3 protein-coding genes and 1 pseudogene are annotated in these 17675 nt (G+C 68.6%); all 4 read right to left on the bottom strand.

All coding sequences use genetic code 11. The features are described from left to right. Positions 1-137: 137 nt before the first annotated feature. Positions 138-6698, bottom strand: coding sequence for an ESPR-type extended signal peptide-containing protein (locus EO141_RS07405; protein ID WP_127168848.1), 6561 nt, complete (start codon positions 6696-6698; stop codon positions 138-140). 542 nt (positions 6699-7240) lie between these two features. Beyond that, entirely contained in the window at positions 7241-9124 is a 1884-nt protein-coding gene (locus tag EO141_RS07400; protein ID WP_127168847.1) for a S8 family peptidase, read from the bottom strand. Positions 9125-9211: 87 nt separating this feature from the next. Next, a pseudogene (locus EO141_RS07395) lies at positions 9212-13176 on the bottom strand (YadA-like family protein). Positions 13177-13608: 432 nt separating this feature from the next. Next, on the bottom strand, positions 13609-17655 hold the full coding sequence (purL, locus tag EO141_RS07390) for a phosphoribosylformylglycinamidine synthase (RefSeq protein ID WP_127168846.1): 4047 nt from the start codon (positions 17653-17655) through the stop codon (positions 13609-13611). Positions 17656-17675 lie beyond the last annotated feature (20 nt).

Raw genomic sequence — 17675 nt, 5'->3', positions numbered from 1 at the left:
GATCAGCCACTCCTGGTAAGGCCATCACTCCATCGAATCCGTTGGCCGGCCCAGCCACGGTCCTTGCCCGCCCCCTCGGGCCTTGCTCTGGCGCGGCGGCGCACACCGGCGCCGGCGCGTGTCATGCACCCAGCGGGTTACCAGCCGAAGCCGGCACCCACACCGATCGAACTGTCGTCACCGCTGAGTGCGCCGCCCACCGTCAGCGTGGCGCGCGGGCTGATCGCACGCTGGTAGCCCACCGACAACGCCGATTCGCCGTTCTGGAAACCGACGCCGGCACCGACGCGGTTCTGCGTGGCGATGCCACCGACGCTGGCGGCCATGTTCAACATCGCCGAACTCATCGCGCCCTGACGATCCAGGCGACGGTTCTGCCGGCGCAGACGGTCTTCGATATCGCCCTGGTAGGTCTCGAAGCTGTCGGCCATCGCGTTGTAGCGGCTGTCGGTATAGCTGTTGGCCGCGGCAACGCCGTTGTCCAGCTGTCCCTTGTTGACCGCATCGGTGGCACGTGTGCCGGCGGCCACGTTGGCCACCTGACGCTCGCCGCCGACGCTACCCACCGACACCGTGTTGGCGCGATCGGCAACCGACCCCTGACCCAAGGCAACCGCACCTTGCGCACTGGCACGTGCGCCCTGGCCGATCGCCGTGCCGGAGGCCGCACTGACCTGCGCGCCTTCGCCCATGGCCACCGCATTGGTCGCCACCGCGGCAATCTGCGTATTGGCGCCGACCGCGGTGCTGCCGTCGGCATTGACGCGCGCATTGCTGCCGATCGCAGTGTCGTTGGGGCCATGCGCATACGCGCTGCCGCCGATCGCCGTGCCGGTCACGTGGTTGGCCACTGCCGCCGTGCCGACGGCGGTGGACGCTGCGGCCGGGGTGATGCTGCCGACCACCGCTGCGGTCGGCGTGCCCTGCACGCTGGCGCCGGTATCGGCGACAGCGTTGCTCGATGCAGTCACTGCACTGGTGGCAACAGCCGGCACCGCTGCGGTGCGCAGCGACAGCGTGCGTGCCGCAGTGCTGGCCGTTGCAGTACCGCCACGCGCGTCCAGCTCGGTGACCTTGCTGTCCAACGCGGTCAATGCCGCACCGACGTTGTTGTAGCTGGCACCCTGGATCACGTAGGTCGGCGCGACGAACACGCCTTGCGCACCGATCGCCGCACCACCGCCGAGGAAGCTGGCAGCGTTGCTCAACGACTGGAACAACTGGCCGCCGTTGACCGCATCGGTGCTGGCACTGGCAATCGCGCCGCTGCCGACATTGACGATGCGACGGGTGGCCGGGCCGCCGCGGCCATCGCCGCTACCGACCGACACCACGTTGGCGTCATAGGTGCGCGAGCCCGAGCCCAACGCCACCGAGTCCGCACCGCTGGCACCGGCATTGGCACCCAGCGCCACCGCATTGGCACCGCTCTGGCGCACGAAGGAGTTGTAGCCCAGTGCCACGCCGTTTTCGCCGATGGAATTGGTCTGCCGGCCCATCGCAGTGCTGTTCACGCCGCTGGCGCTGCTGTCCACGCCCATGGCGCTGGCGCCGGTGGCAGAGGCGCGGCTGCCGGAGGCGATCGCCACGCTGCGTGCGCCACTGGCAGTTGCGCCGGCACCTGCGGCGGTGGCGCGATCACCGGTCGCGGTGGCCACCCCTTCGCCGGTGGTCTGCACCATGCCGGTGGTGGTCTGCACATCGGCCGCCAGCGCATCCAGCTGGCCCTTGTTGACCGCATCGGTCGCCGCCTGGCCGTCGCTGACATTGACGATACGACGGGTGGCCGGACCGCCGCGGCCGTTGCCGCTGCCGATCGACACCGTGTCGGCTTCGTCGCTGCGCGAGCCCGAGCCCAGTGCCACCGAATCGGCACCGGTTGCACCGGCATTGGCACCCAGGGCCACACCGTTGACCGCGCTCTGGCGCACAAACGAGTTGTAGCCCACCGACACCGCGTTCTCGCCGATCACGTTGACCTGTCGGCCGACGCCGGTGCTGTTGATGCCGGTCGCCGATGCATCCACGCCGACCACGCTGGCACCGACCGCATCGGCGCGGCTGCCGCCACCCAGGGCCAGCGTGTTGTCGGCAAGTGCCGCCGCGCTCTGACCCAGCGCGGTGGCATTGACGCCGTCGGCATAGGAATTCCAGCCGATCGCGGTGGTGTAGTCGGCCGTGGCCCAGGCACCTGCACCGAATGCGGCAGCGCCGGTGCCGGTGGCACGCGCCGGGATGAAGCCGAAGAACGTGCTGCCGCCCACCGCCACGCTTTCGTCGCCGGTGGCTTCGCTGAACTCGCCCACGGCGACCGCGCTTGCACCGGAGGCCAGCGATGCGGCACCGACCGCGGTGCTGTAGTCGCTCGAGGCCACCGCGCCGTAACCCAGCGCCGACGACAACCGGCCGCTGGATTCGCTGTAGCCACCGAAGGCGGCGCTGCCGACATTGGAGGCGGTGCTGCGGAAACCGGCCGCCGTGGCCTGGTTGTCCGATGCCACTGCCTCGCTGCCGAGCGCGGTGGTATAGGTCGAAACCGCTTGCGCGCCGGCACCGTTTGCGGTGGCGCCGACATCGCTGGCCAGGGCATTGCTGCCGACCGCGCTGCTGTTTTCGCCGGTGGCCTGGGCATTGTTGCCCACCGCCGCCGCGCCGATGCCGCTGGCCAGTGCGCTCACGCCGACCGCCGTTGCGTTATCGACTACCGCCTGCGCGCCTGCGCCCAACGCCGTGGTGCCGGTGCTGGTGGCATTGGCGCCCTCGCCTGCAGCCAGCGCGTTGTCGCCATCCACATAGGCGCCGGCATCGCTGTCGGCGCTGCCGCTGGCCTGGAAGTACTTGCTGGTGGATTGCGCGGTTTCGGCCACGGCGTTGAGCTGGTCCAGATTCACCGCATCGGTGCCCTGCGTACCGGCGGCCACGTTGGTGATCTGACGCTCGTTACCGGCGCTGCCCACCGAGACCGCAAAATCGCGATCGGCCACCGAATCGGCGCCCAGCGCCACGCTGCTTTCGCCGGTGGATTCGGCGAAATTGCCGAGTGCGGTGCTGTTGAGGCCAGGCGCCCATGCAGCGCCGCCGAGCGCGGTGGAGAAGTCGCCGGAGGCTTCGGTCGGCAGCAGGCCGAGCAAGGCGCCACCGACCGACACGCTGTTGTAGCCGCTGGCCACGCTGCCCTGGCCGGCCGCGACGCTGTAGTCGCCGGTTGCGGTGGCATCGCCACCCACGGCCACGGTACTGGAGCCGCTGGCGGTGCTGAAATTGCCCAGCGCGGTGCTGTTGAACCCGGTCGCGCTGGAATAGCCGCCCAGGGCGGTGGAGTAGTTGGAGGTGGCCTCGGCGCCGAAGCCGAACGCCGCCGCGCTGGTGCCATCGGCCACGCTTTCCGCGCCGACCGCGGTGGCCGAATCGCCACTGGCGCTGGCGAAATAGCCCACTGCGGTGGTTTCGCTGCCATCGGCCACGCTCAGCGTGCCGGCCGCCAGCGACCCATCGCCATAGGCGCCTGCCGCCGCACCCAGCGCGGTGCTCTGCGCGCCGGCGGCTTCGCTTTCGCCACCCACGGCCACGGCATAATCACCGCTGGCCTGGCTGAAGGCGCCGCTGGCCACACTGCCGTATCCGCTGGCGGCGGCGTTGTAGCCGGCCGCATTGGCGTACTGCGCGGTGGCGCTGGCACCGCTGCCGATGGCGACCGTGCCGATCGCGGTGGCCTGGCTGCTGGAGCCGAACGCGCTGCTGTAATCGCCATCGGCGGTGGCGTTGGACCCGGCCGCGATGGCGTCCTCGCCCTGCGCATCGGCGGTGCCGGTGCCGGTACCGGTAAACAGGCGCGCAGTGGCTTCGGCGGTCTCGCCGACCGCGTTGAGCTGGTCCAGGTTCACCGCGTCGGTGCCTTCGGTACCGGCGGCGACATTGGTGACCTGGCGCTCGCCACCGACGCTGCCCACCGACACCGTATTGGCGCGATCGGCAACTGCGCCGGCGCCCAGCGCTACGCTGTTTTGCGCGGACGCAAGCGCGTTGCTACCGATGGCCACGCTCTGCGCGCCATCGGCCTGCGCTTCCCAGCCCAGCGCAGCGCTTTCATCGCCTACCGCGGCAGATTCACTGCCAAGTGCAATGGCACGCGCGCCCCACCCGTTGGCGAACGCACCCATCGCCACCGAGGCGGTGTCGGCGGCGAAGGCATTGGGGCCCACTGCGGTGCTGTCGTAGCCATAGGCCGAACTCTCGATGCCGATCGCGGTGCTGCCATCGCCCCAGGCGACGCTGGCCCTGCCCAGCGCAGTGGCCGAGCCGCCGTTGGCGATGCTTTCATAGCCGATCGCTGTCGAGTAGCGTCCGTTGGAGATGCTGTTGCCGCCGACGGCGGTGCTGAAATATCCCGATGCATTGCTGTCGCCGCCGAGCGCGGTGGCGTAGTCGTCACCGGCGCTGCTGTTGAAGCCCACCGCCGTGGCATTGGCGATGCTGGCGTTGGCATTGCTGCCGACCGCCGTCGTGCCCAGCGCGGAGGCCTGGCTGCTCGCACCGAGCGCAATGCTGTCGTCGCCCGACGCGTTACTGGCGCCACCCAGCGCAACGGTGCGCTCGCCGAAGGCACTGCTGTTTGCGCCGATCGCAGTGGATGCGCTACCGCCGGCGGCGGCATTGGCGCCGAAAGCGGCGCTGTCATCGCCGAACGCGACGCTTGCACCGCCCACGGCCGTACTGGTGTCGCCGAAGGCCACACTGCCCGCCCCCAGCGCAGTGGAGTCGGCGGCGTTGGCGATGCTCTCGTAACCCAGTGCGGTCGCGCCGCTGGCGGTGGCCTGGCTTGCGCCGCCCACTGCGGTGCTGGACTCGCCCGACGCGCTGCTGGTGGCGCCAAGCGCAGTGGCGTTGTCGGCGACTGCATTGCTGTTGAAACCGAGCGCGCTTGCATTCTCGCCGGTCGCGATGGCGCCGCTGCCGAGCGCGGTGCTGCCCTGCGCGGATGCCTGGCTGGTCGAACCGAATGCAGCGCTGTAGTCACCCGTTGCCGATGCGTTGGAACCGGCCGCAACACTGTCGATGCCTTCAGCAATCGCGGTGCCATCGCCGGTGGCCACGAACGTGCGCGCGGTGGTGGAAGCAACGTCGGACACGGCGGTGAGCTGGTCGAGATTGACCGCATCGCTGCCTTCGGTACCGGCGGCGACATTGGTGATCTGGCGCTCATCGCCGGCCGCGCCAACGGACACGGTGTTGGCGCGCGTGGCAATCGAATTGGCGCCCAACGCAACCGAGTTGGCGCCGCGTGCGGTGCTGTAGTAACCCAGCGCCGTGCTCAGCTCGCCGCTGGCCCAGGATTCCGGGCCGACTGCCGTGGCACCTTCGCCGGGTGCATAGGCGAAGTAACCCACGGCGGTGGCTTCGGTGCCGGAGGCTTCACTGAGCACGCCGACGGCGGTGGTGTAGGTACCCGATGCGATCGCCCCGGCGCCGAGCGCGGTGGACGCATCGCCGCTGGCCTGGGTCTGCACGAAGAAACCCAGACCCGGGACGTAATCGACCGGACCACCGACTGCGGTGCTGCTGGTGCCGCTGGCGCTGGTCTGCGTGCCCACGGCGGTGGCGTAATCGCCTGCCGCATTGGCAACCGCACCGAACGCGGACGACTGCGCACCGGCCGCATACGCGCCGACGCCGAACGACGAGGCCGCGAAGCCATCGGCATTGGCGCTGGCGCCGACCGCGGTTCCGCCGACGCCGGCACTGGTGGCACCGGTGGTGACCGGCACGCCGCCGTTGGTAACCAACGGCTCGCCGTCTTCGTCTACTGCAGCGCCGCCGACGGCCACGCTGCCGGGGCCGTTGGCCTGCGCGTTATGGCCGAATGCCGCGCTGTTCTGCCCGGAGGCGAGCGCATTGGCACCGACCGCGGTGGCATTGTCGGCCACCGCATTGGCACCGGTTCCCAGCGCAGTGGTCGCCGTGCCCGTGGCATTGGCGGCATCGCCGGCAGCCAGCGCGCTGTCGCCATCGACATAGGCGCCGACGCTGTCTTCGCCCGGGGTCGCCTTGAAGAACGTGGCGGTGTCTTCGGCCACGTCGGCCACGTCGCGCAACTGCGCCACGTTGACCGCGTCGGTGGCGTTGACGCCGGCGCTGACGTTGGTGATGCGGCGCGTGGCCGGGCCACCGCGGCCATTGCCGCTGCCGACCGACACCACATCGTCCTCGTGGGTGCGCGAGCCTGCGCCCAGCGCCACCGAGTTGGCACCGGTCACGCCGGCGTTGGCGCCCAGCGCCACGCCGTTTTCGCCGCTCTGGCGCACGAAGCTGTTGTAGCCGATGGCCACCGCGTTCTCGCCGATCGCATTGGTCTGGCGGCCGATCGCGCTGCTGTTGACGCCGCTGGCGCTGCTGTCGGCACCGGTGGCGAGCGCGCCGGTCGCGCTGGCGCGACTCCCGGCGCCGATGGCGGTGGCGTTGGCGGCAGGTGCCGACGCACCGCGACCGACTTCGACCGATTGCGCCACTGCGGAAAGGGGGATGGCGATGCCGGCGCTACCCAGCGCCAGGGCGATCGCGGCAACCAGGCAACGGCTCTGGCGGCGGTCGATGAATGCGGCGGTGCTCACTGCGCCCGGGCTGTCGCCGCTGGCCAACTCCGATGCCACGGCCCACACGCCTAACGATTTGTTCCAGACCTTGCGATAAATCCGATTCATCGACGCCCTGCTCCTGAATGTTGGGACTGGTTTTTTTGACAAACACCCACCGTCGCGAGGCCGTCAGCCACTGCGATCCCCGTGGTGATTGGCGCCATGGGCCAACTGGCGGTGCGCGGAAAGCGGCACCCTGGATAGTCAAAAAGTGAACGCTACCCAACCATAGAACTGAGCGAAGTGTTAACAGCGGTCAAATCGGGCGTCAAGTTTTTGACAGAAAGCGAAGCTGAGCGTGCTTTTCGTCACACTTCGGCTTGCGATTATTAGTTTTTTGATAATTCTTTGGAAAACAGCGATCTAGATCATGTCCTGCGAGACATTTGAAAGCTGAATACGGATGTCTGCAGCAGACAAAAAAGCCCGCTGGCAGGACGCCAGCAGGCTTGGTTGCGCAAAACCGCGCGCGAAACAGGTCAGGAACCGCGCCAGCGCATCCCGCGCCGACGCTTCAGGCCACGACGCCTCGCAATGAGGCCGCTCTCATCCGCATCATCGCGCCAAGAAACCGGCGGCAGCGCCCTCTGGGGCCACCGCGTGTCGGATCACTGGCGCGCCAACAGGCTCACCCCATCGAAGCTGCTGCCATCGAGCCGGATGAAATAGGTTCCGGCACGCGGTGCGGTGAAGCGCACCGTCTGGCTGGTCCCGCTCCGGCTGGACATGCCGTCGTTGTCGGTTGCGGTCGGCGCGCGGCCCATGGCGACATACAGCGCCACCTGCCCGCTGCCGCCGAAGCTGACGAAGCGCAGCACCGCACCCGCATTCGCTTCGAAGGCGAAGACGCCGGCATCGCCGGCCACATTGGACAGACCGCGCTCGGGCACGCTGTTGCGCAGCGTCTGCGCGTCCAGCTGGCAGCCCAGGTCGCCGCTGTCGCAACGGCGCAGTGCCCGATCGATGGCCGCGCCGGCATCCACGATGCCGCTACCGGCCGGCGTGCTCAACGGCAACTGCACCGGAAACGCGCGCGCACTGCGCTTGAGCAGGCGCTCCAGTGCCGCGGGTGTCAGCGGCGGCTTGCCGTCGGCGATCAGGGCGCTCTGCACCAGCGCGGCCGTCCCCGCCACATGCGGCGCGGCCATCGAGGTTCCGGCAAACCCAGGCCCGAGATAGGCGAATTGCCCGGACGTGGGCGTGGTCTTGCCGGTGTAACCGGTCTGCCAGATCCAGCTGCCGATCGGGCCGTCGTACAAGGTGTCGGTTTCCAGATCGCGCGCGCCGCCGCCGGGTGCTGCCAGATCGATCAAGCTGCCGAAATTGCTGTAGTACGCCAACCCGCCGGTCAGGCGGGTGGCCGCCACCGATACCACGTTGGCGCAGTTGGCCGGCACGGCACTGGACACGTCCGCGCCATCGTTGCCGGCCGCCACCACCACGGTGGTGCCACGCGACACCGCAGCGTTGATCGCCGCCTGCGTGACCGAATCGCAGGGGCCAACGCCGCCCAGGCTCATGTTGATGATTTCCGCCGGGTTGCGATTGTCCGGCACGCCATCCACATGGCCGCCCGACGCCCACACGATGGCATCGGTGATGTCCGAGGACGAACCGCCGCAATGACCCAGCACGCGTACCGGCAGCACCTTGGCCTTGTAGGCCACACCGGCACCGCCAATGCCGTTGCCGGTGGCTTCGGCAATCGTGCCGGCCACATGCGTGCCGTGCCAGGAACTGTCGCGGGCCGCTGAAAAAATGCCGCATTCGCCGTCCGTCGCTTCCCAATCCCCGTAATCCAGCGCGCCCGGCGCACGCGCGTCGGTGGCGCGTCGCGATCTGTCGGCGTTGGTGATGAAGTCGTAGCCCTGCAGCAGGTTGCCGGCCAGATCCGGGTGCCCCGGCAAGATGCCGGTATCGATCACCGCCACGACCACGCCTTCGCCCTGGGCGGTGGCCCAGGCCGCCGGCGCATCGATGCCGCCAACCGGATCGGTGAGATGCCATTGATTGCCCGCCAGCAGCGGGTCGTCGGGCAGGCTGCCACCGCTGTTCTGCAACGGATACATGCGCGTGTCGATCTGCGCGTACTCCACTGCAGGATCGGCCTGCAGTTCGCGCACCAGGCGGTCGGCGTCACTGCGGCTGAGCTGTGCGGGCAACCTGATCAACTCACTGCCCACCGCCAGCGTACGCACATGCGTCGGCGCGGCTTGCGTGCCGCTGCGCGCGGCCGGCACCAGGCGCACTGCCGCGCGCGATGCCGCCGCGGCGATCGTGGCCACCGACGCAGTGCCGACACTGCGCGCGCTCACCCGGCCACTGCGATAGTTGACGATGATGCTGTCGACCGGGGCGTCGCGCATGGCCTGCTGACGTTGCGCAGTGCGTACGCCGGAATCCGGCGTGGCCGCGGTGGCGATGCCGCTGGCGAGCGACAGGACGGCACTGCAGGCGATGGCGAGCGTTCGGGAACGATGGGTCTGAATCACGATGACGTCCTCTTCAAGATGAAATGCAAAGCAAATGAGTGAGCACGCAGCGGCCACACGCGCGCCGCTGCAACGGCAAGGCCTGCGTTACCAGCCGAAGCCGGCGCCCAGGCCGATCGACCTGTCGTCACCACTGAGCGCGCCGCCCACCGTCAGCGTGGCGCGCGGGCTGATCGCACGCTGGTAGCCCACCGACAACGCCGATTCGCCGTTCTGGAAACCGACGCCGGCACCGACGCGGTTCTGCGTGGCGATGCCACCGACGCTGGCGACCATGTTCAACATCGCCGAGCTCATCGCACCCTGCCGGTCCAGGCGACGGTTCTGCCGGCGCAGACGGTCCTCGATGTCGCCCTGGTAGGTCTCGAAGCTGTCGGCCATCGCGCTGTAGCGGCTGTCGGTATAGCTGTTGGCCGCGGCGACGCCGTTGTCCAGCTGGCCCTTGTTGACCGCATCGGTGGCACGCGTGCCGGCGGCCACATTGGCCACCTGCCGTTCGCCGCCGACGCTGCCCACCGACACCGTGTTGGCGCGATCGGCCACCGACCCCTGACCCAGGGCAACCGCACCTTGCGCACTGGCACGTGCGCCCTGGCCGATCGCCGTGCCGGACGCCGCGCTGACCTGCGCGCCTTCGCCCATCGCCACCGCATTGGTCGCCACCGCGGCAATCTGCGTATGGCGCCGACCGCGGTGCTGCCATCGGCATTGACGCGTGCGTTGCTGCCAATCGCAGTGTCGTTGGGGCCATGCGCATACGCGCTGCCGCCGATCGCCGTGCCGGTCACGTGGTTGGCCACTGCCGCCGTGCCGACGGCGGTGGACGTTGCGGCCGGGGTGATGCTGCCGACCACCGCCGCAGTCGGCGTGCCCTGCACCGCGTTGCCTGCATCCAGCGCGCTCGCCGTTGCAGCAACCGACGACGCCGAACTTTCTGGCATGCCGTCGGTGGCCAGCGCTGTCGCCTGCAGGCCATCGTCTGTCGCATCCGCCGTGGTGGCGACAGTCGAGGCGTCCGCAACTGGTGAAGGCGCCGCTGCCACACGCGCAGCGCTTGAACGTGCGGCAGTGCCGGAGGTGGCCGTTCCACCTCGCGCATCCAGCTCGCTGACCTTGCTGTCCAGCGCGGTCAGCGCCTCGCCCACATTGCGGTAACTGCTGCCCTGGATCACGTAGGTCGGTGCCACGAACACCCCTTGCGCACCGATCGCCGCGCCACCGCCGAGGAAGCTGGCAGCGTTGCTCAACGACTGGAACAACTGGCCGCCGTTGACTGCATCGGTGCTGGCACTGGCAATCGCGCCGCTGCCGACATTGACGATGCGACGCGTGGCCGGCCCGCCGCGGCCATTGCCGTTGCCCACCGACACCACGTTGGCCTCGTAGCTGCGCGAGCCCGCGCCCAGTGCCACCGAATCGGCACCACTGGCACCGGCATCGGCACCGAGTGCGACGGCGTTACTGCCCCCTTGCCGAGTGAAGGCGTTGTAGCCCATCGCCAGACTGTTGTTGCCCAGCGCATTGGATTGCACGCCCAGTGCCATCGCCGCGCTGCCCGCTTCACCGACGAATACGCCGACGCTGGCATTGCGCCCGATCGCGATCGCGTCGGGCGCATCCGCCCTGGCGTTGGTTCCCAGGGCGATATTGTCGCCATGGAGGATCGACGTATTGGCGCCGCTGCCGATCGCGATGCTCCTGCTGGAGGTGGCGCGCGCGTCGTAGCCGATGCTGATCCCCTCAACGCCCTCGGCAGATGCCAGCGCCCCCAGCGCCACCGTGCGCGGCGCGAACGAGGCCGCACTATGGCCGATCGCCACCGCATCGGCATTGCTGTCGTTGGAGAACACATTGGCGTTGTAGCCCAGCGCAACGGCGTAATCGCCGTCGCTTCGCGCGCCGGCGCCGATGGCAACGCCACCGACCCGGAAAGCACCTGCCGACCTGAGCGTGGAGCTGATCAGTGACATGCCGCCAAGCGTCACACTGCGCTCACCAGCGGCAACCGCCAGACTGCCCACGGCCACACTGCCCTCGCCAAGACTGGAGGCGTTGAAGCCCACTGCCGTGGTCATGCTCGCGTTGGCCAGCGCACCGAAGCCGAAGGCCGACGCCGCCGCACTGCGGGCGCTCGAAAAGGCGCCCACCGCAGTGGCCACATCATCCTGCGCACGGGCGCTGAATCCGGCCGCCATCGATTGCTCGCCACTGGCCGCGGCCCCCGTGCCGACCGCAGTGGCGAAGCTTCGCTGGGCAATGGCCGCGCTGCCCAGCGCCACCGCGCCGCGTGCCTGGGCCGAGGCACCCTGTTCCTGCGCGCCGACGATCGAGCCCGCCGCATCGAACACCGGCACGGACGCCACGCCGCCCACTGCAACGGCCGATGCATCGGCCGCGCTGGCGTTGCGGCCGACAGCCACGGTATCGCGCCCCAGCGCCAGGCTGCCCGAGCCCAGCGCATTGGCGCCGTCGCCGATGGCGTTGCTGGCGCTTCCCAAGGCCAGCGCATTGAGTCCGTCGACATGGGCAGCGGCTTCGTCCGTATCGGTCTTGCCAATGGCCAGCGTGCTGTCGAGCCGATTGGTGATCGCACGCACGCTGTCGAGTTGGGCCACATTGACCGCATCGTTGGCTTCGGTGCCTGCCGCCACGCTGGTGATCTGCCGCATCAAACCCGCCTGCACATCGCCCACCGACACCGTGTTGCTGCGGTAGGCGTAGGAATGTGCGCCCAGTGCGACGGCACTGGATGCCGAACGGTTCCAGGCATCGTCGACAAAATCGCCCACGCGCGCGCCATAGCCGATCGCCAGCGCATCGATGCCATTGGTCTGGGAATCTGCACCGATCGCGGTGTTGTTGCCGTTGAACCACGAGGTGGCGGCGCGCGCGCCCAAGGCGATACTGTTTTCCACGTAGGCCGTGCTGTCGTGACCGATCGCGATGCCGCCATCGCCCATCGTCAATGCAAAACCACCCAGCGATACCGTGCGTGGCGCGAACGAACCGGCGCTGTGGCCGATCGCCACGGAATCGGTATTGCCAGGCCGATTCGGAAAGATGTTGGAATCGTAGCCAATGGCAATCGCATAATCGGACTGGCTCTGCGCACCTGCGCCGAGCGCGATGCCGCCTGTTCCGGTGGCGGCGGTGATCGAGCCGAAGTTGCTGATGCCACCAACCACCACACTTTGCACCCCGCTGGCCAGTGCGGTATCGCCCACTGCAATACTGCTACTGCCTTCGCTGCGCGCCCGGTAACCGAAGGCGGTGGACGTATCTCCGCTGGCACGCGAACTGTAGCCGCCGGCGGTGGAGAGAAAACCACTGGCCGTGGACAGACCGCCCACCGCGGTGGCGCCGTCGTTGCCGGTCTGCGCGCGATACCCCACCGCCGTGCCCTGCACGCCGATGGCGCTGGCGCCGCTGCCCAGGGCGCTGGAAAACGGATCGCCGGCCAGTGCACCACCGCCGATGGCCGTCGCCCCCACCCCGGACGCTTGCGTGGCCTGTTCGCGTTGCCCGATGACAAAACCGAATGCGTCGTAGTCGTAGACCGTTGCCACGCCGCCAATGGCGGTTGCCGATTCCCCGGCGGCCGATACGTTGTGCCCGATCGCGGTGGCGTCGCGCTCCAGCGCCAGGCTTCCGCCACCGAACGCACTGGTGCCATCGCCCAGCGCGTTGCTCGCATTGCCCAGTGCCAGCGCATCCTGCCCATCCGCAAACGCCGGTGCATCGGTATCGGCCGCAGGCGTTGCGGTCACCTGCACGCTCGCGGTTGCAGGCACTACGTCGTTGCGGGTCGCCGCATCGGTGTCGCAACGTTGCCGGCCTTCGACCACCGTGCAATGCGCAAGCGCATCGGCATGCGTGGTGGCCTGGGCAGCTGCGGCCACGCCGGCAAGTGCCAGCAGCATCGCTGCCGCCAGCCTGGCGCGCGCATGCACCGGCGATCGATTCAACCGCTGATTCCCCACATCGCAGGCAAGCCTGCCCGTTCGGCAATGGGCATGCTGCCCACCGCCGGCATCCAAGTACATTGGTTTCATCGACGACTTACTCCCCATTGGTCTGGTGTAAAAACCGACCACCGCGCGATTGCATCGCACGGTCCCCCTGAGGTTTATCTAAAATGCACTCGCACTGCGTCTGCGCCGGAGATTACCCGCGCAAAAGAACCCACGAATCGCGACATAAAGTGCTGCAGAAACGCCATGAATCAATGATTCAAAACGTGGTCTGAATCTATTGAAAAACCAAAGATTCAATTGGGATTGACATCACACAAGCAGCATCACCGTATACCGCAAGTAAATAACTAGTAGTTTTTATAGTGACGTGAAGTAAACCATGTCCCGGCGTTGATTAACGTGCTTTCTTGCAGGATCAGCAACGACAACGGCCGTGTGCATCGCTGCACACGGCCGTCCAATGGCACCGTTGGTACGGCGCTTCAGCTCATGCCGTACCGCGCCACATCATCAACCGCACCAGACTCGCGCATTGCGGAACATGCGCAGCCACGGCGAATCCTCGCCCCAGTCGGCCGGGTGCCAGCTCAGGTTTGCCGTGCGCGGGGTGCGCTCCGGATGCGGCATCAGAATGGTGGCGCGACCGTCGGTGCTGGTCAGACCGGTGATGCCGTCCGGCGAGCCGTTCGGATTGAGCGGGTACTGCGAGGCCACCGCGCCATCGCCATCGATGAAGCGCAGGGCCACACGTGCAGCGGCCTGATCCACCACGGTGTCGAACGCGGCGCGACCTTCGCCATGCGCCACCGCCACCGGAATCCGCGAGCCGGCCATGCCGCGCAGGAAGATCGACGGCGACTCCACCACTTCCAGCAAGGCGGTGCGCGCTTCGAACTGCTCGCTGCGATTGCGCAGGAACCGCGGCCAATGCTCGGCACCGGGAATGATGTCCTTGAGCTGGCTGAGCATCTGGCAGCCGTTGCACACGCCCAGCGCGAAGGTGTCGCTGCGTGCGAAGAACGCGGCGAACGCATCGCGCAAGGCTGACCGTTCCAGGATCGAGGTGGCCCAACCGCGGCCGGCACCCAGCACGTCGCCGTAGCTGAAGCCGCCGCAGGCGGCAAACCCGGAGAATTGCGCCAGATCCACCCGGCCTTCGATCAGGTCGCTCATGTGCACGTCGAACGCACGGAAACCGGCGCGCTCGAAGTTGTAGGCCATCTCGATCTGCCCGTTGACGCCCTGCTCGCGCAGGATCGCCACCTTGGGCCGTGCACCGGTCGCCACGAAGGGCGCGGCCACGTCTTCGGACGGATCGAACACCAGCTTCGGACGCAATCCCGGCGCCTGGAAGTCGCGCGCCTGTGCACGCTCCTCGTCGGCGGTTTCCGGGTTGTCGCGCAACTTCTGCATGGCGTGGCTCACCGACCACCAGGCATCGAACAAGGCTTCCCAACGCCACTCGGCCAGCACGCGGCCCTGCCCGCTCACGCGGATGCGCGGCGCGCCGGTGGGACGTGCGATGCGCTGCGCGCATTCGGTCAAGGCATGCCGCTCGACCAGATCGGCGAACGCGGCGCGATCCTCGTTGGCGATCTGCACCACCGCGCCCAGTTCTTCGTTGAACAGGCTGCGAAACGCGTCGTCGCCCCAGGCATCGAGCGTGATATCCAGGCCCTGGCGCGAGGCGAACGCCATTTCGCACAGTGCCGCAAACGCACCGCCATCGCTGCGGTCGTGATACGCCAGCAACAGGCCGCTTTCGCGCGCGGCGCGGATCAGTTCAAAGAAACTGCGCAGCCGCTGCGCATCGTCCAGATCCGGCACCTCGCCGCCGAATGCCGGCAACGCGGCATCGTCGGCATACACCTGCGCCAGCACCGAGCCCCCCAGACGCTGCTTGCCGCCGCCCAACCCGATCAACCACAGCTCGCTCTCTTCGTCACTACGCAACAGCGGCGTCAACTGCGTGCGCACATCGCCGACAGGCGCGAACGCACTGATGATCAGCGAGACGGGTGAAACGCTCTTGTGCGTTCCACCGGGAATGGGGAGTGGGGAATCGGGAATGGTGGAAGCGGCGGGCTGCGACGTTTCGTCATTCCCGATTCCCGATTCCCCATTCCCGACAACCCACTGCGCCTGCATCGACAGCGAGTCCTTGCCCACCGGTACGCTCAGTTCGAGCGCCGGGCACAGCTCCATGCCGATCGCGCGCACCGCGTCGTACAGCAAGGCGTCTTCGCCGGCATGACCGGCCGCGGCCATCCAGTTGGCCGAGAGCTTGATGCTGTCCAGCGTCTGCACCGGGGCGGCGCACAGGTTGGTGATCGCCTCGCCCACCGCCATGCGCGCCGACGCGGCGGCGTTCAACAACGCCAGCGGGGTGCGCTCGCCGATCGACATCGCCTCGCCGGCGAAGGTATCGAAGCCGGCCAGGGTGATCGCACAATCGGCCAGCGGCAGCTGCCACGGGCCGATCATCTGCTCGCGCGCGGTCAGGCCGCCCACGCTGCGGTCGCCGATGGTGACCAGAAAGCTCTTGGACGCCACCGTGGGATGCGCCAGCACGCGCAGGCCGGCCTGCTGCAGATCCAGCGCGGCGGTCTGCAGCACCGGCCATTGCGGCGCCGGCGGATGCACCGCATCGCGATGCATCTTCGGCGCCTTGCCGAAGAGCACGTCCATCGGCAAATCGATCGGCAGCTGGGAATCGGGAGTGGGGAATGGGGAATGGTGAGAAGCGACATCGGCAACCGGCAGTGCGCCGTTACCATTCCCGATTCCCAACTCCCCATTCCCGGCGTCGAAGACGCCGTAGCCGACCACCAGCCGCTCCTCGGCCGTGGCCACGCCGACGGCGGCAAACGGGCAGCGCTCGCGCGCGCAGATGGCGGCGAATTCGTCCAGGCGCGCCTGCGGTACGCCCAGCACGTAGCGCTCCTGCGATTCGTTGCACCACAGTTCCAGCGGCGACAGCGAGGGGTCGTCGGTGAGCACGCGGCCCAGGTCGATGATGCCGCCCACGCCCGAATCGTGCAGCAACTCGGGAATGGCGTTGGACAGGCCGCCCGCGCCCACGTCATGGAACCAGCGGATCGGGTTGTCGGTGCCCAGCGCCACACAGCGGTCGATGACCTCCTGGCAGCGGCGCTCCATCTCAGGGTTCTCGCGCTGCACGCTGGCGAAATCCAGTGCCTCGGCGCTGTCGCCGGCGGCCACCGAACTGGCCGCACCGCCGCCCAGGCCGATCAGCATCGCCGGGCCGCCCAGCACGATCACCGCATCGCCGGGCTGCAGGCGCAGCTTCTCGACCTGGTTGCGATCGATTGCGCCCAGGCCACCGGCCAGCATGATCGGCTTGTCGTAGGCACGGGTCAGGCCCTGCCCTTCGGCAAGCTCGAAGCTGCGGAAATAGCCCAGCAGGTTCGGCCGGCCGAATTCGTTGTTGAACGCGGCGCCGCCGAGCGGGCCGTCGAGCATGATGTCCAGCGCCGGGGCCATGCGCGGGTTCAGCGCGCGCGGCGCCTCCCACGGCTGCGGCAGGGTCGGGATGCGCAGGTGCGAGACCGTGAACCCGGTCAGGCCGGCCTTGGGCTTGCCGCCGCGGCCGGTGGCGCCTTCGTCGCGGATCTCGCCGCCGGCACCGGTGGCGGCGCCGGGGAATGGCGCGATCGCGGTCGGGTGGTTATGCGTTTCCACCTTGATCGCAAACGCCGACGGCAGCACCGCCTCGGCGCGGTACTCGCCGCTGGCCGGATCCGGCCGATAGCGCGCGGCCGGCACGCCTTCCACCACCGCGGCGTTGTCGCTGTAGGCCGACAGGGTGTGCTGCGGGGTCTGCTGGTGGGTGTGCTTGATCATGCGGAACAGCGAGCGTTCCTGCGGCTTGCCGTCGATGGTCCAGCTGGCGTTGAAGATCTTGTGCCGGCAGTGCTCGGAGTTGGCCTGGGCGAACATCATCAGCTCGACATCGGCCGGGTCGCGGCCCAGCTCGGCGAAGCGTTCGCGCAGGTAGTCGATCTCGTCCTGCGCCAGGGCCAGGCCCAGGTCGCGGTTGGCCTGCTCCAGCGCCGCCAGCGGCACGCGCTGCAACTGCCCGCGATCGGGCACGTTGAACAGCGCCTCGGCGGCCGCGGCCGAGCCAAGCAGCGACTGCGTCATCGGGTCGTGCAGCAGCTTGGCCACGGCGGCCTGCATCGCGTCGTCGGCCGGCCAGCCGGCCAGATCGATGCGGGTGCCGCGCTCCACGCGCTGGATCGGCTGCCCAGCCCCGCGCACCAGTTCGGTGGCCTTGCTCGACCATGGCGACAGCGTGCCCAGGCGCGGCACCACGTAACGCGAGGAAGCCTCCTCGGCCCGCGGAGCGGGGGCGGCTTCGGCCTGCAGGATCCGCTGCAAGGTGGCCTGGTCGGGCGCTTGCCCGGCCTCGGCGCGGATGAAGTACACGTGCCAGGCGCCGGTGATGCGCAGCGCGGGAACGAGGGTTTGCAGGCGGGTTTCGAGCCGAGCGCGGCGGAACGGCGAAAGGGCGGAAGCGCCCTCGAGGACCATCATGTCCGGGGAACCGTGTCAGA

It is taken from the genome of Xanthomonas sp. BRIP62415 (assembly GCF_003993515.1).
GTDB classification, from domain to species: Bacteria; Pseudomonadota; Gammaproteobacteria; order Xanthomonadales; family Xanthomonadaceae; genus Xanthomonas; species Xanthomonas euroxanthea.
Note: the sequence above shows the minus strand (reverse complement) of the source record. Positions and strands in the feature narration are given on the sequence as shown.

What these genes read in the sequence shown, in the direction of transcription:
- EO141_RS07405 (WP_127168848.1), bottom strand. Translation starts at nt 6,698, where the DNA reads ATGAATCGGATTTATCGCAAGGTCTGGAACAAATCGTTAGGCGTGTGG.
- purL (WP_127168846.1), bottom strand. Translation starts at nt 17,655, where the DNA reads ATGATGGTCCTCGAGGGCGCTTCCGCCCTTTCGCCGTTCCGCCGCGCT.